Annotated in this window: 18 protein-coding genes; 11 read left to right on the forward strand and 7 right to left on the reverse strand. The window is 70.2% G+C overall.

Annotated features, from left to right (window positions below; genetic code table 11):
- Window positions 1–78 precede the first annotated feature (78 nt).
- The gene (gene lon, locus ABTX62_RS07615; protein ID WP_352115315.1) at window positions 79–2,553 is read right to left on the reverse strand and encodes an endopeptidase La; all 2,475 of its coding nucleotides are present in this window, start codon (window positions 2,551–2,553) and stop codon (window positions 79–81) included.
- Window positions 2,554–2,731: 178 nt separating this feature from the next.
- On the opposite strand from lon, the gene ABTX62_RS07620 reads away from it, so the two are divergent.
- Window positions 2,732–3,391 carry a GNAT family N-acetyltransferase gene (locus ABTX62_RS07620; protein ID WP_352115316.1) on the forward strand — a complete coding sequence of 220 codons (660 nt, stop codon included), beginning with the start codon at window positions 2,732–2,734 and terminating at the stop codon, window positions 3,389–3,391.
- A 37-nt stretch (window positions 3,392–3,428) separates the two neighbouring features.
- Here the strand turns inward: ABTX62_RS07620 and ABTX62_RS07625 are convergent, their stop codons facing one another.
- Window positions 3,429–4,229: a rhomboid-like protein gene (locus ABTX62_RS07625; RefSeq protein ID WP_352115317.1), complete on the reverse strand. Its 801-nt coding sequence runs from the start codon at window positions 4,227–4,229 to the stop codon at window positions 3,429–3,431.
- Between the two features lie 193 nt (window positions 4,230–4,422).
- Here ABTX62_RS07625 and ABTX62_RS07630 point away from each other — a divergent pair, with 193 nt between their 5' ends.
- The 5 genes from ABTX62_RS07630 (at window position 4,423) to ABTX62_RS07650 (ending at window position 11,497) form a co-directional block, all read left to right on the forward strand.
- Window positions 4,423–5,100 carry a spermidine synthase family protein gene (locus tag ABTX62_RS07630; protein ID WP_352115318.1) on the forward strand — a complete coding sequence of 226 codons (678 nt, stop codon included), beginning with the start codon at window positions 4,423–4,425 and terminating at the stop codon, window positions 5,098–5,100.
- 136 nt (window positions 5,101–5,236) lie between these two features.
- Window positions 5,237–5,977: a response regulator transcription factor gene (locus ABTX62_RS07635; protein ID WP_221758607.1), complete on the forward strand. Its 741-nt coding sequence runs from the start codon at window positions 5,237–5,239 to the stop codon at window positions 5,975–5,977.
- Window positions 5,974–7,086 carry a sensor histidine kinase gene (locus tag ABTX62_RS07640; RefSeq protein WP_352115319.1) on the forward strand — a complete coding sequence of 371 codons (1,113 nt, stop codon included), beginning with the start codon at window positions 5,974–5,976 and terminating at the stop codon, window positions 7,084–7,086. The genes ABTX62_RS07635 and ABTX62_RS07640 overlap by 4 nt, the downstream gene beginning before the upstream one ends.
- Window positions 7,087–7,367: 281 nt before the next feature.
- Window positions 7,368–11,231: a multifunctional oxoglutarate decarboxylase/oxoglutarate dehydrogenase thiamine pyrophosphate-binding subunit/dihydrolipoyllysine-residue succinyltransferase subunit gene (locus tag ABTX62_RS07645; RefSeq protein WP_352115320.1), complete on the forward strand. Its 3,864-nt coding sequence runs from the start codon at window positions 7,368–7,370 to the stop codon at window positions 11,229–11,231.
- A gap of 86 nt (window positions 11,232–11,317) precedes the next feature.
- Window positions 11,318–11,497 (forward strand): DUF6104 family protein, encoded by a 180-nt coding sequence (locus tag ABTX62_RS07650; RefSeq protein WP_003992906.1) that lies wholly within the window; start codon window positions 11,318–11,320, stop codon window positions 11,495–11,497.
- Between the two features lie 298 nt (window positions 11,498–11,795).
- On the opposite strand, the gene ABTX62_RS07655 is transcribed toward ABTX62_RS07650, so the two are convergent.
- A complete protein-coding gene (locus tag ABTX62_RS07655) occupies window positions 11,796–12,626 on the reverse strand; it encodes a hypothetical protein (protein WP_352115321.1) in 831 nt (276 codons plus the stop codon).
- Window positions 12,627–12,775: 149 nt separating this feature from the next.
- Here ABTX62_RS07655 and ABTX62_RS07660 point away from each other — a divergent pair, with 149 nt between their 5' ends.
- Complete coding sequence (locus ABTX62_RS07660; RefSeq protein ID WP_352115322.1) at window positions 12,776–13,747, forward strand: DUF4097 family beta strand repeat-containing protein; 972 nt, start codon at window positions 12,776–12,778, stop codon at window positions 13,745–13,747.
- 1 nt (window position 13,748) lies between these two features.
- A complete protein-coding gene (locus ABTX62_RS07665) occupies window positions 13,749–14,828 on the forward strand; it encodes a PadR family transcriptional regulator (protein ID WP_352115323.1) in 1,080 nt (359 codons plus the stop codon).
- 17 nt (window positions 14,829–14,845) lie between these two features.
- Here ABTX62_RS07665 and ABTX62_RS07670 read toward each other — a convergent pair whose 3' ends face one another.
- From ABTX62_RS07670 to ABTX62_RS07685, 4 genes are all read right to left on the reverse strand, one after another.
- Window positions 14,846–15,418 carry a Clp protease N-terminal domain-containing protein gene (locus tag ABTX62_RS07670; RefSeq protein WP_352115324.1) on the reverse strand — a complete coding sequence of 191 codons (573 nt, stop codon included), beginning with the start codon at window positions 15,416–15,418 and terminating at the stop codon, window positions 14,846–14,848.
- The gene (locus ABTX62_RS07675; RefSeq protein WP_352115325.1) at window positions 15,418–15,627 is read right to left on the reverse strand and encodes an HTH domain-containing protein; all 210 of its coding nucleotides are present in this window, start codon (window positions 15,625–15,627) and stop codon (window positions 15,418–15,420) included. Before ABTX62_RS07675 ends, ABTX62_RS07670 begins: the two co-directional genes overlap by 1 nt.
- A 101-nt stretch (window positions 15,628–15,728) precedes the next feature.
- On the reverse strand, window positions 15,729–16,694 hold the full coding sequence (locus ABTX62_RS07680; RefSeq protein WP_352115326.1) for a zinc-binding dehydrogenase: 966 nt from the start codon (window positions 16,692–16,694) through the stop codon (window positions 15,729–15,731).
- A 471-nt stretch (window positions 16,695–17,165) separates the two neighbouring features.
- Complete coding sequence (locus ABTX62_RS07685) at window positions 17,166–18,398, reverse strand: NAD(P)-dependent malic enzyme (RefSeq protein ID WP_283972345.1); 1,233 nt, start codon at window positions 18,396–18,398, stop codon at window positions 17,166–17,168.
- A gap of 625 nt (window positions 18,399–19,023) precedes the next feature.
- Between ABTX62_RS07685 and ABTX62_RS07690 the strand changes: the two genes are divergently transcribed.
- From ABTX62_RS07690 to ABTX62_RS07700, 3 genes are read left to right on the forward strand one after another with little or no spacing between them, the layout of a single operon-like run.
- Window positions 19,024–19,974, forward strand: a complete 951-nt coding sequence (locus tag ABTX62_RS07690; RefSeq protein WP_352115327.1) for an ABC transporter substrate-binding protein — start codon at window positions 19,024–19,026, stop codon at window positions 19,972–19,974.
- A gap of 32 nt (window positions 19,975–20,006) precedes the next feature.
- Window positions 20,007–20,954: an amino acid ABC transporter permease gene (locus tag ABTX62_RS07695; RefSeq protein ID WP_352115328.1), complete on the forward strand. Its 948-nt coding sequence runs from the start codon at window positions 20,007–20,009 to the stop codon at window positions 20,952–20,954.
- A complete protein-coding gene (locus ABTX62_RS07700) occupies window positions 20,951–21,712 on the forward strand; it encodes an amino acid ABC transporter ATP-binding protein (protein WP_283972342.1) in 762 nt (253 codons plus the stop codon). Before ABTX62_RS07695 ends, ABTX62_RS07700 begins: the two co-directional genes overlap by 4 nt.
- Window positions 21,713–21,769 lie beyond the last annotated feature (57 nt).

A 21,769-nucleotide genomic window follows, 5' to 3' on the forward strand; every position in this document is an offset into this window, starting at 1 on the left:
GCCACCCCATCGTGAAGGCCCGGGCCTCCCTCACGGGAACCCGGGCCTCCTTCATCCGGCCACGTCCTCCCCCAGTGCCTAAAGCCTGGGAGGTGCCCCCATCGCCGCGACCGGAACCTCCGGCGCCGCCTCGCTCGTCGCGGGCGCGAGCGCCAGTTCCAGGACCTGGCGGACGTCGGTGACGGCGTGGACGTCGAGCTTGTCCAGCACCTCCGCCGGGACGTCGTCCAGGTCGGGTTCGTTGCGCTTGGGAATGATCACCGTGGTGACACCGGCCCGGTGCGCCGCGAGCAGCTTCTGCTTCACACCTCCGATCGGCAGGACCCGCCCGGTCAGCGAGACCTCACCGGTCATCGCCACGTCCGTGCGGACCAGCCGTCCGGACAGCAGCGACGCGAGGGCCGTGGTCATCGTGATGCCGGCGCTCGGGCCGTCCTTGGGGACCGCGCCCGCCGGGAAGTGGATGTGCACGCCCCGGTCCTTCAGGTCCCCCACCGGCAGTTCGAGCTCGGCGCCGTGGGAGCGCAGGAAGCTCAGCGCGATCTGCGCGGACTCCTTCATCACCTCTCCCAGCTGACCGGTCAGGGTCAGTCCGGCCGCGCCCGTCTCCGGATCGGCCAGCGACGCCTCGACGTACAGCACGTCACCACCCGCCCCGGTCACCGCGAGCCCGGTGGCCACGCCCGGCACGGACGTCCGCCGCTCGGCCGGGTTCTGGGCGGACTCGGGCACGTGGTGCGGCCGGCCGATCAGGTCACGCAGGTCCTCGTCCCGGACGGTGAACGGCAGCTCACGCTCGCCCAGTTCGTGCTGGGCCGCGATCTTGCGCAGCAGCCGTGCGACGGACCGCTCCAGGGTGCGGACCCCCGCCTCGCGCGTGTACTCGCCGGCGAGCTTGCGCAGCGCGCCCTCGTCGATGGTCACCTCGTCCTGGTCGAGTCCGGCCCGCTCCAGTTGGCGCGGCAGCAGGTGATCGCGGGCGATGACGACCTTCTCGTCCTCGGTGTAGCCGTCCAGGCGGACGATCTCCATCCGGTCGGCCAGAGCCTCCGGGATCGCCTCCAGGACGTTGGCCGTGGCCAGGAAGACGACGTCCGACAGGTCCAGCTCGACCTCCAGGTAGTGGTCCCGGAAGGTGTGGTTCTGCGCGGGGTCGAGCACTTCCAGGAGGGCGGCGGCCGGGTCGCCCCGGAAGTCGGAGCCCACCTTGTCGATCTCGTCGAGCAGCACGACCGGGTTCATCGACCCGGCCTCCTTGATGGCCCGGACGACCCGGCCCGGCAGGGCGCCGACGTACGTACGCCGGTGACCGCGGATCTCGGCCTCGTCGCGGACGCCGCCGAGGGCGACGCGCACGAACTTGCGGCCCATGGCGTGGGCGACGGACTCGCCCAGGCTGGTCTTGCCGACGCCGGGCGGTCCGACGAGCGCGAGCACGGCACCGCCGCGCCGCCCGCCGACCACGCCCAGACCCCGGTCGTCACGGCGCTTGCGTACCGCCAGGTACTCGGTGATGCGTTCCTTCACGTCCTCCAGTCCGGAGTGCTCGGCGTCCAGGACCGCCTTGGCGCCCCGGATGTCGTAGGCGTCCTCGGTGCGCTCGTTCCACGGCATCTCCAGGACCGTGTCGAGCCAGGTGCGGATCCAGGAGCCCTCGGGCGACTGGTCGGAGGACCGCTCCAGCTTGTCGACCTCCTTGAGGGCGGCCTCGCGGACCTTCCCGGGCAGATCGGCGGCCTCCACGCGGGTGCGGTAGTCGTCGGACTCCTCGCCCTCCTGCTCGCCGTTGAGCTCGCGCAACTCCTTGCGGACGGCTTCCAGCTGGCGCCGCAGCAGGAACTCGCGCTGCTGCTTGTCGACGCCCTCCTGGACGTCCTTGGCGATGGACTCGGCCACGTCCTGCTCGGCGAGGTGGTCGCGCAGTTGCTGCGTGGCGAGCTTGAGCCGGGCCACCGGGTCGGCGGTCTCCAGCAGCTCGACCTTCTGGTCGGTGGTCAGGAACGGCGAGTAGCCGGAGTTGTCGGCGAGCGCCGAGACGTCGTCGATGGCCTGGACCCGGTCGACGACCTGCCAGGCGCCGCGCTTGCGCAGCCATGCGGTGGCGAGGGCCTTGTACTCCTTGACCAGTTCGGCGACCTGCCCGGGATAGGGGTCTCCCCTGTTCGAACGAAGTTGAGAACTTGGGGAAGGCTCCGGCACGGCCTCGTCGACGCTGGTGCCCTCCACCCAGAGGGCGGCGCCGGGGCCGGTCGTCCCCGCACCGATGCGCACCCGGCCCCGGCCCCGGATCAGCGCACCGGGGTCGCCGTCGGCCAGCCGGCCGACCTGCTCGACGGTGCCGAGCACACCGGTGTTCGCGTACGTCCCGTCGATGCGTGGCACCAGGAGTACCCGGGGCTTTCCGGGCGTTGTCCGGGCAGCGGCCTGGGCGGCCTCCACCGCGGCACGGACCTCGGAATCGCTCAGGTCCAGCGGGACCACCATCCCGGGCAGCACGACCTCTCCGTCGAGCGGCAGCACGGGCAGGGTGAGCGGTGTGGACGTCGAAGCCATGATCTCCCCTTCGGCAGTCAAGTTGAGCTATGTCGACTCAATGCTTGGGTGGTGCCGGTTGTTCCCGGCTCGTTGTTCGCTGTCAGCGATCACCCGTGACGCCGGGAGCCGAAGGCCGCGTAAGGTCCCCCCAAGTAAGGGATGACAACATCGCGCACTCATTACGGGGGGGGATGGCATGGACGGAACCGTGCAGGCCTGGGTGAACGGATGGGTCGTGTCGCGCGGGGCCGCTCCACCCCTGGCCGAGCCGTGGGGCTGGACCATCGACATGGGGATGTACGGCCACGTCACACGGCATGTGTTCGGCGCGACGGGCGAGAGCCTCGACGAGACGACCGTCCGCAAGGTGGCCGGCGGGGTGACCGGCCGGGGTGTGTGGCTGAAGGCCTTCCGGGACCCCTCGGTGGTCTCCGGCTGGCTCGACGACACCTGGTGGATCGATCCCGAGCCCGGCTGTCTGATGACGGTCCCCCTGAAGGCGGGCGGCGCTCCGGTCGTCCCCGAGGGCTTCCGGCTGCGCGCGTGGTCGCGCGGTGGGGTGACCCGGCTGATGGTGGCCGCGCCGGACGGGTCGCTGGCGGCCCGCGGACAGGTCACCCCGACGGGCGAGACCGCCGTCGTCGACCAGATCGAGACGGCCCCCGAGCACCGCCGCAAGGGTCTGGGCAGCCTCGTCGTGCGGACGTTGCAGAACGCCGCCGCCCGGCAGGGAGCCCGGACCGGGGTCCTGGCCGACACCCCCGCGGGCCGAGGTCTCTACGAGGCGCTGGGCTGGGAGATGGTGGCCCCGCTGACCAGCGCCAAGCACGGACCGCCGACCTCCGCCCGGGCCTGAGCCGTCGACCTCCGCCCGGGCCTGAAGGGCCTCGCGGTCAGCCCCCGGCCGGGCCGAGGCGCGTCGCGTACCACCGCCGGACCACCGGCCAGGTCGCGATCCCGATACCCAGGGCGATCGGATGCCCCCAGTTCGTCAGCGGGTCGGTGAAGGCGAGCAGGTCCTGGAGCAGCATCCAGCCGAAGCCGGCCAGCAGCGGCAGGCGTGGCCACAGCGGCAGCAGGCCCGCCAGAGCGCCGATACCGGCGGCGACGCCGAAGCTGACGCCGTAGTCGAGGCGGTGCAGGGAGCTGTGGGGCAGATGCCCGGCCAGGACCGCGACGCCCACCGGGACCTCGGTCGCGAGGGTGGCCGACACGTGCCCGAGCAGGAAGACGCCGGCCGTGCGCACGGCCCCGATCCGTCGTTCCAGCGCGGTCAGCACCAGCACGAAGGCGAGGGCGAACGGCGAGGTCACCCCGCCCGCGACCCACAGCGCGCTGCCGATCAGCACCAGTCCCGGCGTGCGCGCCAGGTGCGTCACATCCGTGCTGGAGCCCTGGAGCAGGGCGTGCACCAGAGCCGGGTTCGCGTAGGCGGCGATCAGCGAGGTCAGGCAGAGGGCGAGCGCGTATCCGAAGGTGAACGGCGTCCCGGTGGGAGTGGGCAGCAACCGCCAGGGGCGCGGTGACCGCCGCGGCGCCGCCGCCGCCGGGGTGGCCTCCCACAGCGCCGCGTCCACCGGCTCGCGCGTACTGCGCTGCCGCGGCACCCCGTCCAGCAGCCCGGACACCTCCCGCACGGGCGCACCCGTCGGCGTCGGTGTGACCGTCCCGTGGGGCGGCGCGGCGCGTTCCACGACGGGCGCTCCTTTCCCTCATGTCCTTCATATCCCTCGTGTCCCAGCCTTCGCACCGGGCCCTCCGCTGTCTGTGACCCGCGCCACGCGAGAGCGGATTCACAGCAACCCGAAAGCCTCGCCCCGCGTCCCCTCCCGGGACCACAGCCGAATAGCGAGGCGCCGCACCCTCCTCTCCTGCCAGGATGTCCCCATGCCTACCCCTTACGACATGCCCGATGTACTGGACCGTCGCGAGGGCCCGCACGGTGAGGTGGTGCTGCGGCGGCACGACGATCGACTGGAGATCATCTCCAACGGCTGTTTCCTGATGGACACCTCCGACGGCCGCTCGGAGCGGCGGCTGGTCGACGCGGCACTCGGCGCCCTGGCCGGCCGGGACCGCCCCGACGTCCTGATCGGCGGCCTCGGCGTCGGCTTCTCCCTGGCGCACGCCGCCGCGGACCCGCGCTGGGGCGGGATCACGGTGGTGGAACGCGAGCACGCGATCGTCGAGTGGCACCTCGACGGCCCGCTCTCCGCGATCTCCGCCCAGGCCTTGGCGGACCCTCGCACGACCATCGTCGAAGCCGATCTCGTCGCCCACGTCAATGAGACATCCGACACGTACGACGCCCTGTGCCTCGACATCGACAACGGGCCGGACTGGACCGTCACGGAGGGCAACGGACATCTGTACCGGGAGGCCGGACTGGCAAGCTGCGCAAGGGTGTTGAGACCCGGCGGGGTTCTCGCCGTCTGGTCCGCCCAGCCGTCTGCGGAATTCGAGGAAACTTTGCGGAATGCCGGGTTCCGGCAGGTGCGTACCGAAGAGATCCCGGTTGCCCGGGGCGTTCCGGACGTCGTGCACCTCGCCATCAGCCCTGGATAGCAAAGGTGTACTGACTCCCCGTACGCTGCTCCCCTGACGCCGATCATTCAAGCGTCAATCGCAACCATGCGCAGGCATAGCCAGTCAGAAGGAATCACCCCACTGATTCCGGGAAAGCACACCCCAGGGGCGGGCGATGGAGCAGACACAGACCTCCCACAACGGTTCGGCGACGGCTACTCCGGGCGCACAGCGCCGGGTCCTGGTGGTCGAGGACGACGCGACGATCGTGGACGCCATCGCGACCCGCCTGCGAGCCGAGGGATTCCTCGTGCAAACGGCGGGTGACGGCCCGTCCGCGGTCGACACGGCCGAGGCGTGGCAGCCCGACCTGCTGATCCTCGACATCATGCTGCCCGGCTTCGACGGCCTGGAGGTCTGCCGGCGCGTACAGGCCGCCCGTCCGGTGCCGGTGATGATGCTCACCGCGCGCGACGACGAGACCGACATGCTGGTCGGGCTCGGCGTCGGCGCCGACGACTACATGACCAAGCCGTTCTCGATGCGGGAGCTGGCGGCGCGCGTGCACGTCCTGCTGCGCCGGGTGGAGCGGGCCGCCATCGCGGCGGCCACCCCCCGCTCCGGCATCCTGCGCCTGGGCGAACTGGAGATCGACCACGCCCAGCGCCGGGTCCGGGTGCGCAGCGAGGACGTCCACCTCACGCCCACCGAGTTCGACCTGCTGGTGTGCCTGGCGAACACCCCGCGCGCGGTGCTCTCCCGTGAGCAGTTGCTCGCCGAGGTCTGGGACTGGGCGGACGCCTCCGGCACCCGCACGGTCGACAGCCACATCAAGGCGCTGCGCCGGAAGATCGGCGCCGAGCGGATCCGCACGGTGCACGGCGTGGGTTACGCGCTGGAGACGCCGACGCCATGAGCGGCGGGCCGGCCGGACGGAGAAACCCCGGGGAGCCGGATCCCTGGGGCGGGGTGAGCCCGTTCTCGATCAAGACCAAGCTGGGCGCGCTGGTCGTCATCTCGGTGCTGATCACCACAGGTCTGTCGGTGATCGCGGTGCACACGAAGACGGAACTGCGCTTCATCACGGTCTTCTCGATGATCGCCACGCTTCTCATCACGCAGTTCGTGGCCCATTCACTCACCGCGCCCCTGGACGAGATGACGGCGGTGGCCCGTTCCATCTCGCAGGGCGACTACACCCGCAGGACGCGGGAGAACCGCCGTGACGAGCTGGGCGACCTGGCCGTGACGATCAACGCCATGGCCGACGAGCTGGAGGCCCAGGACAGCCAGCGCAAGGAACTCGTGGCGAATGTCTCGCACGAGCTGCGCACGCCCATCGCGGGCCTGCGCGCGGTGCTGGAGAACATCGTCGACGGCGTCACGCAGGCCGACCCGGAGACGATGCGCACGGCGCTGAAGCAGACCGAGCGGCTCGGGCGGCTGGTGGAGACGCTGCTGGACCTGTCCCGTCTGGACAACGGCGTCGTCCCGCTGAAACAGCGGCGGTTCGAGGTCTGGCCGTATCTGTCCGGTGTGCTGAAGGAGGCCAACATGGTGGCCTCGGTGCGCGCGGGCATCGCCACCGGCTCGGGCAGTCACACCCGTACCGACGTCCATTTGCATCTCGACGTCCATCCGCCCGAGTTGACCGCGCACGCGGACCCGGAACGCATCCACCAGGTCGTCGCCAATCTCATCGACAACGCGGTCAAGCACAGCCCGCCGCACGGCCGGGTGACGGTCAAGGCGCGGCGCGGCCCGCTGCCGGAGTCGCTGGAGCTGGAGGTCCTGGACGAGGGGCCGGGCATTCCGAAGTCCGAGTGGCACCGCGTCTTCGAGCGGTTCAACCGCGGCAGCGCCAAGCGGCCGCAGGGTCCGGGCAGCGACGGTGGCACGGGTCTCGGCCTGGCGATCGCCCGCTGGGCGGTGGACCTGCACGGGGGCCGGATCGGAGTGGCCGAATCCGAGCGTGGTTGCCGGATTCTTGTCACCCTTCCGGGACTGTCATCTCTGCCAAATTGACGTAAAGTTCGAAGCGGAGCCACAAGATCCACGGGCGTCCGCGCTGACAGACACGTGTGATCAGGCACAGGCCCGCGCCATCGGCGCCCGGGGCCGGGCCCCGCCCATCCCTGCTGAAGCGGAACCACGCTTGTTTCCCGCCATTTCAAGGCCCGAAACGCGGTTCCAGATGTGACTTGCACGACGTTGGACGGGCCCGGCCTGACCTTCCCCGTCCGGGGGGCGTAGCCTTGATTCCCGCTGTCCATCATCTTGTGAAGCGGAAGAGGGCGGTTGCCGCCGTGTCGCCACAGTCCCCCAGTAACTCGAGCATCTCGACCGACACCGACCAAGCGGGGAAGAACCCTGCCGCGTCGTTCGGTGCCAACGAGTGGCTCGTCGACGAGATCTATCAGCAGTACCTCCAGGACCCGAATTCGGTAGACCGAGCCTGGTGGGACTTCTTCGCCGACTACAAGCCGGGGGCGGCCGCCGCCTCGGCTCCGGCGGGTACCGCGGCCGCGGGGGCCGCGGGGACCTCCCCCACGCTCGAATCCACTCGCGCGGGGGGACCCCCATCCGCTCAGCCGGCCGCTCCGGCCGCTCCCGCCCAGGCCCCCGCCCCGGCGGCCGAGAAGCCCGCCGCCGCGCCGGCTCCCGCCCCGGCTCCGGCCCCGGCGAAGCCCGCCGCGCAGGCCCCGGCCCAGGCCCCCGCTCCGGCGCAGGCCGCCCCGGCCGCCAAGCCGGCCGCCAAGCCCGCCGCCGCGAAGAAGGCCGAGCCGGCCGCCGAGGCCCCCTCGGGCCCCGAGCAGGTCGTGCTGCGCGGTCCGGCCGCGGCGGTCGCGAAGAACATGAACGCCTCGCTGGAGGTGCCCACGGCCACGTCCGTGCGCGCGGTCCCGGTGAAGCTGCTGTTCGACAACCGCATCGTCATCAACAACCACCTGAAGCGCGCCCGGGGCGGGAAGATCTCCTTCACGCACCTGATCGGCTACGCGATGGTGCAGGCCATCAAGGCCATGCCGTCGATGAACTACTCCTTCACGGAGAAGGACGGCAAGCCGACCCTGGTCAAGCCGGAGCACATCAACTTCGGTCTCGCCATCGACCTGGTCAAGCCCAACGGCGACCGCCAGCTCGTGGTCGCGGGCATCAAGAAGGCCGAGACGCTGAACTTCTTCGAGTTCTGGCAGGCCTACGAGGACATCGTCCGCCGCGCCCGCGACGGCAAGCTCGGCATGGACGACTTCACCGGTGTGACGGTCTCCCTGACCAACCCCGGCGGCCTCGGCACCGTCCACTCCGTGCCGCGCCTGATGCCCGGCCAGTCGGTGATCATGGGCGTCGGCTCCATGGACTACCCGGCGGAGTTCCAGGGCACCTCCCAGGACACGCTGAACAAGCTCGGCATCTCGAAGGTCATGACGCTCACGTCGACCTACGACCACCGGGTGATCCAGGGCGCCGCCTCCGGCGAGTTCCTGCGGATCGTCGCGAACCTCCTCCTCGGGGAGAACGGCTTCTACGACGACGTCTTCGAGGCGCTGCGCATCCCCTACGAGCCGGTCCGCTGGCTCAAGGACATCGACGCGTCGCACGACGACGACGTCACCAAGGCCGCCCGCGTCTTCGAGCTGATCCACTCCTACCGGGTCCGCGGCCACGTCATGGCCGACACCGACCCGCTGGAGTACCAGCAGCGCAAGCACCCCGACCTGGACGTCAACGAGCACGGCCTCACCCTGTGGGACCTGGAGCGCGAATTCGCCGTCGGCGGCTTCGCCGGCAAGTCGATGATGAAGCTGCGCGACATCCTCGGCGTCCTGCGCGACTCGTACTGCCGCACCACCGGCATCGAGTTCATGCACATCCAGGACCCCAAGCAGCGCAAGTGGATCCAGGACCGCGTGGAGCGCCCGCACTCCAAGCCGGAGCGCGAGGAGCAGCTGCGCATCCTGCGCCGGCTGAACGCGGCCGAGGCCTTCGAGACGTTCCTGCAGACGAAGTACGTCGGCCAGAAGCGCTTCTCCCTGGAGGGCGGCGAGTCCGTCATCCCGCTGCTGGACGCCGTTCTGGACTCGGCCGCCGAGTCCCGCCTGGACGAGGTCGTCATCGGCATGGCGCACCGCGGCCGGCTGAACGTCCTCGCCAACATCGTCGGCAAGTCGTACGCCCAGATCTTCCGCGAGTTCGAGGGCAACCTCGACCCGAAGTCGATGCACGGCTCCGGCGACGTGAAGTACCACCTGGGCGCCGAGGGCACCTTCACCGGTCTCGACGGCGAGCAGATCAAGGTCTCCCTGGTCGCGAACCCCTCGCACCTGGAGGCGGTGGACCCGGTCCTGGAGGGCGTCTCGCGCGCCAAGCAGGACATCATCAACAAGGGCGGCACCGACTTCACCGTCCTGCCGGTGGCGATCCACGGCGACGCGGCCTTCGCGGGCCAGGGCGTGGTGGCCGAGACCCTGAACATGTCGCAGCTGCGCGGCTACCGCACCGGCGGCACGGTCCACATCGTCATCAACAACCAGGTCGGCTTCACCGCGGCCCCCGAGTCCTCGCGTTCCTCCATGTACGCGACGGACGTGGCCCGCATGATCGAGGCCCCGATCTTCCACGTGAACGGCGACGACCCGGAGGCCGTGGTCCGCGTCGCGCGGCTCGCCTTCGAGTTCCGCCAGGCGTTCAACAAGGACGTGGTGATCGACCTCATCTGCTACCGCCGCCGCGGTCACAACGAGTCGGACAACCCGGCCTTCACCCAGCCGCTGATGTACGACCTGATCGACAAGAAGCGCTCGGTGCGCAAGCTCTACACCGAGTCCCTCATCGGTCGCGGCGACATCACCCTGGAAGAGGCCGAGCAGGCGCTGCAGGACTACCAGGGCCAGCTGGAGAAGGTCTTCACGGAGGTCCGTGAGGCCACCTCCCAGCCGGCGACGGTCGAGTCCTCGGACCCGCAGGCCGAGTTCCCGGTCGCCGTGAACACCGCGGTGACCACGGAGGTCGTCAAGCGGATCGCCGAGTCCCAGGTCAACATCCCCGACCACATCACCGTCCACCCGCGTCTGCTGCCGCAGTTGCAGCGCCGGGCGGCGATGGTCGAGGACGGCACCATCGACTGGGGCATGGGCGAGACCCTCGCGATCGGCTCCCTGCTGCTGGAGGGCGTCCCGGTCCGCCTGGCGGGCCAGGACTCGCAGCGCGGTACGTTCGGCCAGCGCCACGCGGTCATCATCGACCGCAGCACGGGCGAGGAGTACACGCCGCTGCAGTACCTCTCCGAGGACCAGGCGCGGTTGAACGTCTACAACTCCCTCCTCTCCGAGTACGCCGCGATGGGCTTCGAGTACGGCTACTCGCTGGCGCGCCCCGAGGCGCTCGTGATGTGGGAGGCGCAGTTCGGCGACTTCGTCAACGGCGCGCAGACGGTCGTGGACGAGTTCATCTCGTCGGCCGAGCAGAAGTGGGCCCAGACGTCCGGCGTCGTCCTGCTCCTGCCGCACGGCTACGAGGGCCAGGGCCCGGACCACTCCTCGGCCCGCCCGGAGCGCTTCCTCCAGATGTGCGCCCAGAACAACATGACGGTCGCCATGCCGACGTCTCCGTCGAACTACTTCCACCTCCTGCGGTGGCAGGTGCACAACCCGCACCACAAGCCGCTGGTGGTCTTCACGCCGAAGTCGATGCTGCGCCTGAAGGCGGCGGCGGCCAAGGCCGAGGAGTTCACGACGGGCCAGTTCCAGCCGGTCATCGGCGACGCGTCGGTCGACCCGGCCGCGGTGAAGAAGGTCGTCTTCTGTGCCGGCAAGGTCTACTACGACCTGGAGGCCGAGCGTCAGAAGCGCGGTGTGACGGACACGGCGATCATCCGCATCGAGCGCCTGTACCCGCTGGCGGGTGCCGAGCTCCAGGCGGAGATCAAGAAGTACCCGAACGCCGAGAAGTACCTGTGGGCCCAGGAGGAGCCGGCGAACCAGGGTGCCTGGCCGTTCATCGCGCTCAACCTGATCGACCACCTGGACCTGGCGGTCGGCGCGGACGTCCCGCACGGCGAGCGGCTGCGGCGCATCTCGCGCCCGCACGGCTCGTCCCCGGCGGTGGGTTCCGCGAAGCGGCACCAGGCCGAGCAGGAGCAGCTGGTGCGCGAGGTGTTCGAGGCGTAATCGCCCACCCACGTCCCGTGTGACCGGGCCGCACCCCCGCCTCGGGGGTGCGGCCCGGCCGTTTGCGCGCACCTATCCTTGGGGGCATGTACTTCACGGACCGTGGCATCGAGGAACTGGAGAAGCGGCGCGGCGAGGAGGAAGTCACCTTCGAGTGGCTCGCCGAGCAATTGCGGACGTTCGTCGATCTCAATCCCGACTTCGAGGTTCCGGTGGAGCGGCTGGCGACGTGGCTGGCGCGGCTGGACGACGAGGACGACGAGTAGGACACACACCGCCGCCAAGGCGTGAGGGCGTCGGGCCGTGAGGGCGTCAGGCCGTGAGGGCGTCAGGCCGTGAGGGCGTCAGGCCGTGAGGGCGTCAGGCCGTGAGGGCGTCAGGCCGTGACGGCGTCAGGCCGTGACGGCATCAAGCCGTGACGGCATCAAGCCGTGAGGGCGTCGGTCAGGCGGCTCAGCCGCCAGTCAGGCGGGCCCTCAGGCCGTGTCAGGCGGGCCCTCAGGCCGTCAGTCAGGCGGGCTCCGTCAGCCCGTAAGGGCGTCAGGCGGGCAGGCGGGCGGGCCGTCAGTCCGGCGGGTGCGTGAGGGTGTACGCCAGGCCCAGTGCGCCGTGCGCGAGGAGCAGCACTCCTGCCGCGGTCCAGCCGCCACTGCGCCGCCTCAGGCCCCAAGCGATGAGCGGGAGGCCCACCGCCACCTGGGCGAAGGCCAGGGCGCGGGCCCGCGGGCCACCGGTCCAGGGCATCCAGGGGCCGAGGCGGCTGTGTTCGACGGTGTCGCGTTCCGCGACCGCCTCGCGCCGGTCCGGCCATGCGACGGGCACGGTGTCAGGCCGACGGACGGCGGCCTCCCGGAGTCGGTCGGCGGGTTCGCCGGGGGCGAGTCCGGCGGGCAGGGAGACCCCCACGCGCGCGAGCACCGCGAGCAGGCCGCGCAGGCGGGCGCCGACGTCGGCCGCGGAGTCGGGTTCGGTCAGTCGCCCAAGGTCCTGGACGTCCAGGACGGGGTCGAGGCCCAGGCGTGCCGCGAAGGTGCGCATCGCCTCGTCCTCCCCCACCGGGACGCCGCTCGCGAGCCATACGAAGCCGACCGGGCGGCGGAAGCCGGACGCGAACGTGAATCCCGCGTGCTCGGTGTCCCACCACAGGGCGAGGACGGGCCAGGGCGCGCCGACGGCGAGGGCCGTGGCCCAGCCGGTGACCACCCGGTCGACGGGATCGGCGCCGTCCCGCCAGGGACGGCCCTCGGGGACGAGAGCACTCCACTCGTCGCCCGCGCCGGTGAGTTGCATCGGTTCGCCCAGCAGATGCGCGACGGGGGCGACGGAGCCGGGCGACGCCCGGCACAACAGCAGCGCCCCGGGGGCGGGACCGGTGCGGTCAGCTTCCGTCGACATGCTCATAACGCTAGGACGATTTGCCATACTTTGATGATTTTTGCGCACCCGGCCGTCGCCGGAACGAGTGCCTTGACTTTCCCGCACCGCGATATATCGTGAATACGAGACGACGCGATATGGCGCGTCGAGTCGGGGAGGTCTGCACCATGTCCGAGTGGTCCGTCACGGAACCGAGGAAGCTCACCTTCGACGAGCCCGTGAGCGATCTGCACGTACGGCTCGTCAACGGAACGGTGAACGTGGTGGGCACCGACGAAGGTTCTGCCCGCCTGGAGATCTCCGAGATCGAGGGGCCGCCCCTGGTGGTGACCCAGCAGGACGGCGCCCTCACGGTGGCCTACGAGGACCTGCCGTGGAAGGGCTTCCTCAAGTGGCTGGACCGCAAGGGCTGGTGCCGCAGCGCGACGGTCTCCCTGGCCGTCCCGGCCGGCACCCGGGTGGAGGTAGGGGTGGTCGGCGCGGGTGCCGTGATCTCCGGGGTCCAGGGCCCGTCGGTGGTGAAGGGCGTCACCGGCGACACCACACTGGTCGGCCTCTCCGGCCCGGTCCGCGCCGAAACGGTCTCCGGCGATCTGGAGGCCCAGGACGTGACCGGCGACCTGCGGTTCAAGTCGGTCTCCGGCGACCTCACGGTGGTCGAGGGTTCCGGCCCCTCCGTGCGGGCGGAGTCGGTCAGCGGCTCGATGATCGTCGACCTCGATCCGAACGGTCCGACGGACGTCCGGCTGACCAGCGTCTCGGGCGAGATCGCGATCCGGCTGCCGTACCCGGCGGACGCGGACGTCGAGGCGAACACGGCGAGCGGCTCCGTCTCCAACGCCTTCGACGGACTGCGGGTGCACGGCCAATGGGGCGCCCACAAGATCACGGGCCGCCTGGGCGCGGGCACCGGCAAACTCCGGGCCACCACCGTGTCCGGCTCGATCGCCCTGCTGCGACGCCCGGCCCGGGAGGACGAGGACGAGGAGCCGTGGGACACGCGGCCCGGTGGCAGTGGGTCGGCGGCGGACCCGGCGGACGACCCCCGGAGCGGCTCGGGAGACAATTCCGTCTCCGGCCCCGGAGATGACCCCACCACCGCCCCGGCCGACGGCACGACCGACAAGAAGGTGCTCTGACATGCCCCCCGTCTTCGCCCACGGCCGCCTCCGTCTCTACCTGCTGAAGCTGCTGGACGAGGCCCCCCGCCACGGCTACGAGGTGATCCGCCTCCTCGAAGAGCGCTTCCAGGGGCTGTACGCGCCGTCGGCCGGCACGGTCTACCCCCGCCTGGCGAAGCTGGAGGCCGAGGGCCTGGTCATCCACACCACCGAGGGCGGCCGCAAGGTCTACTCGATCACGGACACGGGCCGGGCCGAACTGGCCGACCGCAGCGGTGAACTGGCCGATCTGGAGCTGGAGATCCGGGAGTCCGTGGCGGAGCTGGCCGCGGAGATCCGGGCCGATGTGCGCGGAGCGGCCGGCGACCTGCGCCGCGAGATGCGCGCGGCGGCGACCGAGGCCCGCCAGGACACCGGTACCAGGACCGACGGCCAGGCGGGTGCCCCGGGCGGTGACTTCTCGCAGCACGGCGACAGGGAGACCTGGCGCATCGCCAAGGAGGAGATGCGCCGCGCCCGGCAGGAGTGGAAGGAACAGGCCCGGCGCGCCAAGGACGAGAGCCGCCGCGCGCGGGAGGACGCCCAGCGCGCCCGCCGCCAGGCGAAGGAGGCCCAGGAACAGGCCCGCGCCCAGGCCCAGGAGCAGGTGCAGCGCATCACCCGCCGCGTCCAGGAGCAGGTGCAGGACCACTTCGCCCGCGGCGACTGGCCGACGGGCCTGCGGGAGGGCCTGAGCGAACTGGTCAAGGAGGCGGGCGAGTTCGGAAAGGACTACGGCAAGGACTTCGGCAAGGACTTCGGCTTCGACTGGACCGGCACCGGCACCGGCACCGGCAAGCCCGCGGAGCCGACCCTTTCATCACCGCCCCCGGAGGACTTCCCGGCCGCTTACGAACCGGCCTGGGCCCACGAGGACGCCGCGGACTCCACCGGCGACCCTGCCCGCGACCTGGACCGCCTCCTCGACCGCTTCCGGGACGACATCCGGGACGCGGCCCGCGACCACGGCGTCTCCCCCGACCAGCTCCGTGACGCCCGCCGCCACCTGTCGACGGCGGCGGCTCACATCGGAGCCCTCCTGCGCACGCAGAAGAAGTAGGCCCCGGGGCGCAGCCCTCAGCCGGCCTTGGCCTCGCCACCACTGCCGTACAGCACCCGCATCAGTGACTCGTACGTCACCCCGTGGTCGGCGAGGACCTCGGCCGGCACATCGGGGCGCAGGGTCAGGGCCAGCAGGATGTGCTCGTCCCCGATGTTCCGGTCCCGCCGGGCGAGTGCGACCCGCAACGAGCGCTCCAGCACGTCCTTGGCGCCCCGGCTGAAGGAGACCCGCCCCGACCACGACCGCTTGTCCCTGCGGTCGCCGGCCAGGGCACCGATCCCGTGCACGTCCTCCACCCGGGCGACGATCTCCTCCACGTCGATCCCCAGCCCGGCCAGCGCATCGGTCTCGGCCTGTGTCAGCCCGGCCCGCCGCCGCGCCTCGAGCAGCGCCTCACGCACTGAGTCCCGCCGCTCACCGAGCCCGAGGGTCGTGAGCGCGAAGGAGCCGCGACTGTCCTCCCGGTCGAGCAGTGCCAGCAGCAGATGCTCCGGCTCCACACACCGTCCGCCCCCGCCGCTCCCCTCCACCTGCTCGTACGCACTCTTCACCACGTCACGGGCGTCCTTCGTGAACCGCTCGAACATCAATGCCTCCCGTACTTCTTGTGCACGGCCTGCCTGCTCACACCGAGTTCGGTGGCGATCTCCTGCCAGGACCAGCCGTGGTTGCGCGCATTGCGCACCTGCACGGCTTCCAACTGCTCCAGCAGCCGGCGCAGCGCGGCGACGGCCCGCAGGCCGACCCGGGGGTCACGGTCACCCGCGCGCTCGGCCAGTTCCGTTGCTTCGGTCATGACGTCAACCTACGTTGACATCGCGTCCACGTCAATCCAAGTTGACACACGTCAACGGCCGGCCCGCTCCGGACCGGCCGTCGACGCACCCTCAGCCGTGCTCACGGGTTCGTCAGCACGACCTTCCCGAACTGTTCACCCGAAGCCAGCCGCTCGAAGCCCTCCCGCGCGCGATCCATGGGCATGACCTCGTCGATGACGGGCCGCACACCGGTGGCCGCACAGAAGGCGAGCAGGTCCTCCAGCTCGTCCTTGGTGCCCATGGTGGACCCGACGACCTTGAGTTCGAGGAAGAAGATCCGGGTCAGCTCGGCGTGCGAGGGCCGGTCGCCGCTGGTGGCACCGGAGATCACCAGCGTGCCGCCGGGCTTCAGCGACTTCACGGAATGCGACCAGGTGGCGGCCCCGACGGTCTCGATCACGGCGTCGACCCGCTGCGGCAGCCGCGCCCCGGACTCCAGCGCCTCCACGGCCCCGAGCTCCACGGCCCGCTTCCGCTTGGCCTCGTCCCGGCTGGTGGCGAAGACCCGGAGACCGGCGGCCCTGCCCAGCACGATGGCAGCCGTGGCGACACCACCGCCGGCGCCCTGCACCAGCACGGAGTCGCCGGGGCGGACACCCGCGTTGGTGAAGAGCATCCGGTACGCGGTCAGCCACGCCGTGGGCAGACAGGCGGCCTCCTCGAAGGAGAGCTCCTTGGGCTTGGGCAGGATGTTCCAGGTCGGCACGGCGACCTGCTCGGCGAAGGTGCCCTGGTAACGCTCCGTGAGGATGGACCGGGGTTCCTTCGGGCCCACCCCGTGCCCGCTCTGTCCGATCACGGAGTGCAGGACGACTTCGTTGCCGTCCTCGTCGATGCCGGCGGCGTCACAGCCGAGGATCATCGGCAGCTTGTCCTCTGCGAGGCCTACGCCACGCAGGGACCAGAGGTCGTGGTGATTGAGGGAGGCGGCCTTGACCGTGACGGTACTCCAGCCGGGACGGGCCTCGGGAGCCGGGCGCTCTCCCAACTCCAGGCCGGACAGCGGCTGGTCGCGGTCGATTCGGGCGGCGTAGACGGCGAACATGACCTTGACGATAGGTTCCGCGAGGGACCGAAGGAACCATCCGGCCCTGTGAGACACGCCCTCTTGCCAGGGACGGGCGGTGTGCTGCCGAGCCGGACCCGGCGCGCACCCGCAGCCGCCGGACGACGCGAGGGGACCTGTCGGGGGGTGTCCGCCCGCAGCGGTTGGCGCGTCAACGCCAGTCAGTCGGCGTGAGACCCCATGGCGCCCTTCCGGGGACGGACACCCCCCCTGTGCGGCCCTGACCCGCCACCGTCGCGCAGGCGCCATGCGCACCCCCACCACCGCGGCACCCGCACCCCACCGCCGGAGGTACCCACACACCACCACCGGAGTCACCGCCGGAACCACCACCGGAGACACCCGCACACCACCCGAACAGCCCCGGCCCCACCCGCACGGCCTCACCCGGAACGCAAAGAAACGGCCCCGCCCGATCCCGGGCGGGGCCACCTCACACCAGCGTCGGCATCAGCGCCGGGCCACACCCTCGGCCCGGGCCGCGGCCGCCACCGCGGCGGTGACCGCCGGAGCGACCCGCTCGTCGAACGGCGACGGGATGACGTAGTCGGCGGCGAGATCGTCCCCGACCACAGCGGCCAGCGCCTCGGCGGCGGCCAGCTTCATCCCCTCGGTGATCCGCGAGGCCCGCACCTGCAGCGCCCCGGCGAAGATCCCGGGGAACGCCAGCACGTTGTTGATCTGGTTCGGGAAGTCCGACCGCCCGGTCGCGACGACCGCCGCGTACTTGTGCGCGACCTCGGGGTGCACCTCGGGGTTCGGGTTCGCCATGGCGAAGACGAACGCGCCCTCGGCCATCGTCGCCACCGCGGACTCCGGGACCGTCCCGCCGGACACGCCGATGAACACATCGGCTCCGTCCAGCGCCGACTCCAGCGACCCGGTGATGCCGGCCTTGTTCGTGAACCCGGCCAGCTCCTGCTTCACCGGCGTGAGGTCATCACGGTCGGCCGACACGACACCCTTGCGGTCGGCCACCGCCACATCCCCGATCCCGGCCTCGACCAGCATCTTCGCGATGGCGACACCGGCCGCGCCGGCGCCGGAGATGACGGCCCGCAGCTCGCCCAGCGCCCGCCCGCTCAGCCGCGCGGCGTTCCGCAGGGCGGCCAGCGTCACCACGGCCGTGCCGTGCTGGTCGTCGTGGAAGACCGGGATGTCCAGCCGCTCCTGCAGCTTGCGCTCCACCTCGAAGCACCGGGGCGCCGAGATGTCCTCCAGGTTGACTCCGCCGAACGACGGCGCGAGCCGCACCACGGTCTCGACGATCTCGTCGACGTCCGTGCAGTTCAGGGCGATGGGAACCGCGTCCACGCCGCCGAACTGCTTGAACAGGATCGCCTTGCCCTCCATCACCGGGAGGGAGGCTTCGGGCCCGATGTCACCGAGCCCCAGCACGGCCGTACCGTCCGTCACGACGGCCACGACCGATGACTTCCACGTGTAGTCGTGCACGAGCTCCGGCTGCTCCGCGATCGCGCTGCACACCTTCGCGACGCCGGGCGTGTACGCCAGGGACAGATCGTCCTTGTCCCGGACCGGCACGGTGGCCTGCACAGCCATCTTGCCGCCGCGGTGCAACGCGAACGCCGGGTCGAAGGAGTCGAGGGGCTCCGCACCGCCCTCGTGATCCGTATCGCCGGTCCTGCTCTCGCTGCGAGGATTGACAATCTCCGCTGCCACTTCGTTTTACCCCTTAAATCTTCATTGGTTTGAGGGTGGCCACTCCTGGTGAGGGGTGGGCGGGCACCGCGTAGACCCATGTCGTGCTTGTACGTGTATACGTACGGGCGCGTACGCGACGGGCGCGCCGCACACGCGCCCTGAGCCCCGGATGAGGGGTGTAAGGACCCTTCTTACCGGACGGACGGCACCGAGGACGAGTCCATAACGCGAAGGTCACATGACGGGGCCTTGACTATTCGTCCAAAATCAGGACAAGACCTGGACAAGCCGGATGCAACCACTCAACCACTGACGAAGGCCGCGGCCCCCGTATCGAAATCCCGGGATTTACCGAAGTTCTTCCGGCTGGAAGGGGTGATTCCCATAGAAGGTCCGGCCGTGATGTACCGGAGTGGTGCGGTTCGGGGGTCGCCCGTTATCCGATTTTGACATGACTGGCCCCCAGAATCGCCCAGTCCGAATGGCAAGATGCCGTAATCACACGAGGTCGCGACACTCGAAGACGTGTGCACTCGTCGACCCGCGGCACTGCCGAGACCTTCGGCGTGCCACGGCCGCGTCGAACTCATCGGCAGCGGCCCGCCCCATCGGCAACTCCACCCATCCGCCGGAGGAACCCACCATGACCGCAAGCTCCACCCGTCGTACGACCGCCGCGCACTCCCGGCTAGCAGCGGTCGGTGCGATCGCGGTCGCAGGCGCGCTGATGCTCACCGGATGCGGTGACCAGACCAAGGACACCGGCTCGAGCGACACCGCGGCCTCGGCCCCGCTCGCCGACAAGCTGCCGAAGGCCATCCGTGACAAGGGTGTCGTCAAGGTCGGCTCCGACATCGCCTACGCCCCGGTCGAATTCAAGGACAGCTCCGGCAAGGTGGTCGGCATCGACCCCGACCTCGCCGCCGCCATGGGCAAGCAGCTCGGGGTCGATTTCCAGTTCGAGAATGGCACCTTCGACACGCTGATCACGGGTCTGCGCTCCAAGCGGTACGACATCGCCATGTCCGCGATGACCGACACCAAGGACCGCCAGGAGGGCATCGACTCCGACACCGGCAAGAAGGTCGGCGAGGGCGTCGACTTCGTGGACTACTTCACCGCCGGTGTCTCGATCTACACCAAGAAGGGCGACGACCAGGGCATCAAGACCTGGTCCGACCTGTGCGGCAAGAAGATCGTGGTGCAGCGCGGCACCGTCTCCGAGGACCTCGCCAAGGCGGAGTCGAAGAAGTGCCCGGCCGGCAAGAAGATCGCCATCGAGCCCTTCGACAACGACCAGCAGGCCCAGACCCGCCTGCGCGCGGGCGGTGCCGACGCCGGCTCGTCCGACTTCCCGGTCGCCGCGTACGCCGTGAAGACCTCGGGCGGCGGCAAGGACTTCCAGCTGGTCGGCGAGCAGGTCGAGGCCGCTCCGTACGGCATCGCGGTCGCCAAGAACCAGACGCAGCTGCGGGACGCCCTCAAGGCCGCTCTCGACGCCATCATCGAGAACGGCGAGTACGAGAAGATCATGAAGAAGTGGGGCGTCACCGAAGGCTCCATCGACGAAGCCACGATCAACGGCGGCAAGTGACCGCGACGCAGCGGCACTGAAAGGCAACACCCGTGACTGTTGACATCGACAAGACGTCGGGGCCGTCCGACACGCCCCCGGCCGGACCGGAGGCCATCAAGGCCATCCCGGTCCGGCACTACGGGCGGTACGTCTCCGCCGTCGTAGCGATCGCCCTGCTGGTCGGGGTCGTGTACGCGTTCTCCCAGGGCAAGATCAACTGGGGCGCGATCCCGGACTACTTCTTCGACGACCGCATCCTGGACGGCGTCGGCAAGACGCTCCTGCTGACCCTCCTGTCCATGGCGATCGGCATCGTCGGCGGCGTCCTGCTCGCCGTGATGCGCCTGTCGAAGAACCCCGTGACCTCGTCGATCGCATGGTTCTACATCTGGTTCTTCCGCGGCACCCCGGTCCTGGTGCAGCTGATCGTCTGGTTCAACCTGGGCCTGGTCTTCGAGTACATCAACCTCGGGCCGTTCTACAAGGACGAGTGGTCGGACTTCATGACCCCGTTCCTGACGGCGCTGCTGGGCCTCGGCCTCAACGAGGCCGCGTACATGGCGGAGATCTGCCGGGCCGGTCTGCTCTCGGTCGACGAGGGCCAGACGGAGGCGTCGCACGCGCTGGGCATGAGCCACACCAAGACGCTGCGCCGGATCGTCATCCCGCAGGCGATGCGCGTGATCGTGCCGCCGACGGGCAACGAGGTCATCAACATGCTGAAGACGACCTCCCTGGTCTCGGTCGTCCAGTATCCGGAGTTGCTCCGTGCCGCTCAGGACATCGGGCAGACTTCCGGCGCCCCGGCCGAGATGCTGTTCCTGGCGGCGGCCTGGTATCTGCTGATGACGTCGATCTTCAGCATCGGCCAGTACTACCTGGAGCGGTACTACGCGCGTGGCTCCAGCCGTTCGCTGCCGGCCACGCCGCTCCAGAAGATCAAGGCGAACGTGCTGTCCCTGTCCAACCGCTCGGCGTCGACGGGAGGCACCGCATGAACGCCATGGTGAAGGCCGAGGGCGTCCACAAGTCCTTCGGTCCCGTAGAGGTCCTCAAGGGCATCGACCTGGAGGTGAAGTCCGGCGAGGTGTTCTGCCTCATCGGCCCCTCCGGCTCCGGCAAGTCGACCTTCCTCCGGTGCATCAACCACCTGGAGAAGATCAACGCCGGGCGCCTGTACGTCGACGGCGATCTGGTCGGTTACCGGCAGAAGGGCGACAAGCTCTACGAGCTGAAGGACAGCGAGGTCGCCGTCAAGCGCCGGGACATCGGCATGGTCTTCCAGCGCTTCAACCTGTTCCCGCACATGACGTCCGTGGAGAACGTCATGGAGGCGCCGGTCCAGGTCAAGGGCGTGAGCAGGGCCAAGGCCCGGGAACGCGCCCTGGAACTGCTGGACCGGGTGGGCCTCGCCGACAAGGCGGGCAACTACCCCTCGCAGCTCTCCGGCGGCCAGCAGCAGCGCGTCGCCATCGCCCGGGCCCTCGCCATGGACCCGAAGCTGATGCTGTTCGACGAGCCGACCTCGGCACTCGACCCGGAGCTGGTCGGTGACGTCCTGGACGTCATGCGCGACCTGGCCGAGTCGGGCATGACGATGATCGTCGTCACCCATGAGATGGGCTTCGCCCGCGAGGTGGGCGACAGCCTGGTCTTCATGGACGGCGGTGTGGTGGTCGAATCCGGTCACCCGCGCGAGGTGCTGACGAACCCGCAGCACGAGCGGACGAAGTCGTTCCTGTCCAAGGTGCTCTGAGGGTACGCACGGCGAGGGGCGGTACGGAATCTCCGTGCCGCCCCCTTCGCGGTCCGT

This window comes from Streptomyces sp. NPDC096046 (assembly GCF_040303285.1).
Lineage (GTDB): Bacteria > Actinomycetota > Actinomycetes > Streptomycetales > Streptomycetaceae > Streptomyces.

Excerpts from the sequence above, each read along its gene's own strand:
- lon (WP_352115315.1), bottom strand. The coding sequence starts at position 2,553 with ATGGCTTCGACGTCCACACCGCTCACCCTGCCCGTGCTGCCGCTCGAC.
- ABTX62_RS07620 (WP_352115316.1), top strand. The coding sequence starts at position 2,732 with ATGGACGGAACCGTGCAGGCCTGGGTGAACGGATGGGTCGTGTCGCGC.
- ABTX62_RS07630 (WP_352115318.1), top strand. The coding sequence starts at position 4,423 with ATGCCTACCCCTTACGACATGCCCGATGTACTGGACCGTCGCGAGGGC.
- ABTX62_RS07635 (WP_221758607.1), top strand. The coding sequence starts at position 5,237 with ATGGAGCAGACACAGACCTCCCACAACGGTTCGGCGACGGCTACTCCG.
- ABTX62_RS07640 (WP_352115319.1), top strand. The coding sequence starts at position 5,974 with ATGAGCGGCGGGCCGGCCGGACGGAGAAACCCCGGGGAGCCGGATCCC.
- ABTX62_RS07650 (WP_003992906.1), top strand. The coding sequence starts at position 11,318 with ATGTACTTCACGGACCGTGGCATCGAGGAACTGGAGAAGCGGCGCGGC.
- ABTX62_RS07655 (WP_352115321.1), bottom strand. The coding sequence starts at position 12,626 with ATGTCGACGGAAGCTGACCGCACCGGTCCCGCCCCCGGGGCGCTGCTG.
- ABTX62_RS07660 (WP_352115322.1), top strand. The coding sequence starts at position 12,776 with ATGTCCGAGTGGTCCGTCACGGAACCGAGGAAGCTCACCTTCGACGAG.
- ABTX62_RS07665 (WP_352115323.1), top strand. The coding sequence starts at position 13,749 with ATGCCCCCCGTCTTCGCCCACGGCCGCCTCCGTCTCTACCTGCTGAAG.
- ABTX62_RS07670 (WP_352115324.1), bottom strand. The coding sequence starts at position 15,418 with ATGTTCGAGCGGTTCACGAAGGACGCCCGTGACGTGGTGAAGAGTGCG.
- ABTX62_RS07675 (WP_352115325.1), bottom strand. The coding sequence starts at position 15,627 with ATGACCGAAGCAACGGAACTGGCCGAGCGCGCGGGTGACCGTGACCCC.
- ABTX62_RS07680 (WP_352115326.1), bottom strand. The coding sequence starts at position 16,694 with ATGTTCGCCGTCTACGCCGCCCGAATCGACCGCGACCAGCCGCTGTCC.
- ABTX62_RS07690 (WP_352115327.1), top strand. The coding sequence starts at position 19,024 with ATGACCGCAAGCTCCACCCGTCGTACGACCGCCGCGCACTCCCGGCTA.
- ABTX62_RS07700 (WP_283972342.1), top strand. The coding sequence starts at position 20,951 with ATGAACGCCATGGTGAAGGCCGAGGGCGTCCACAAGTCCTTCGGTCCC.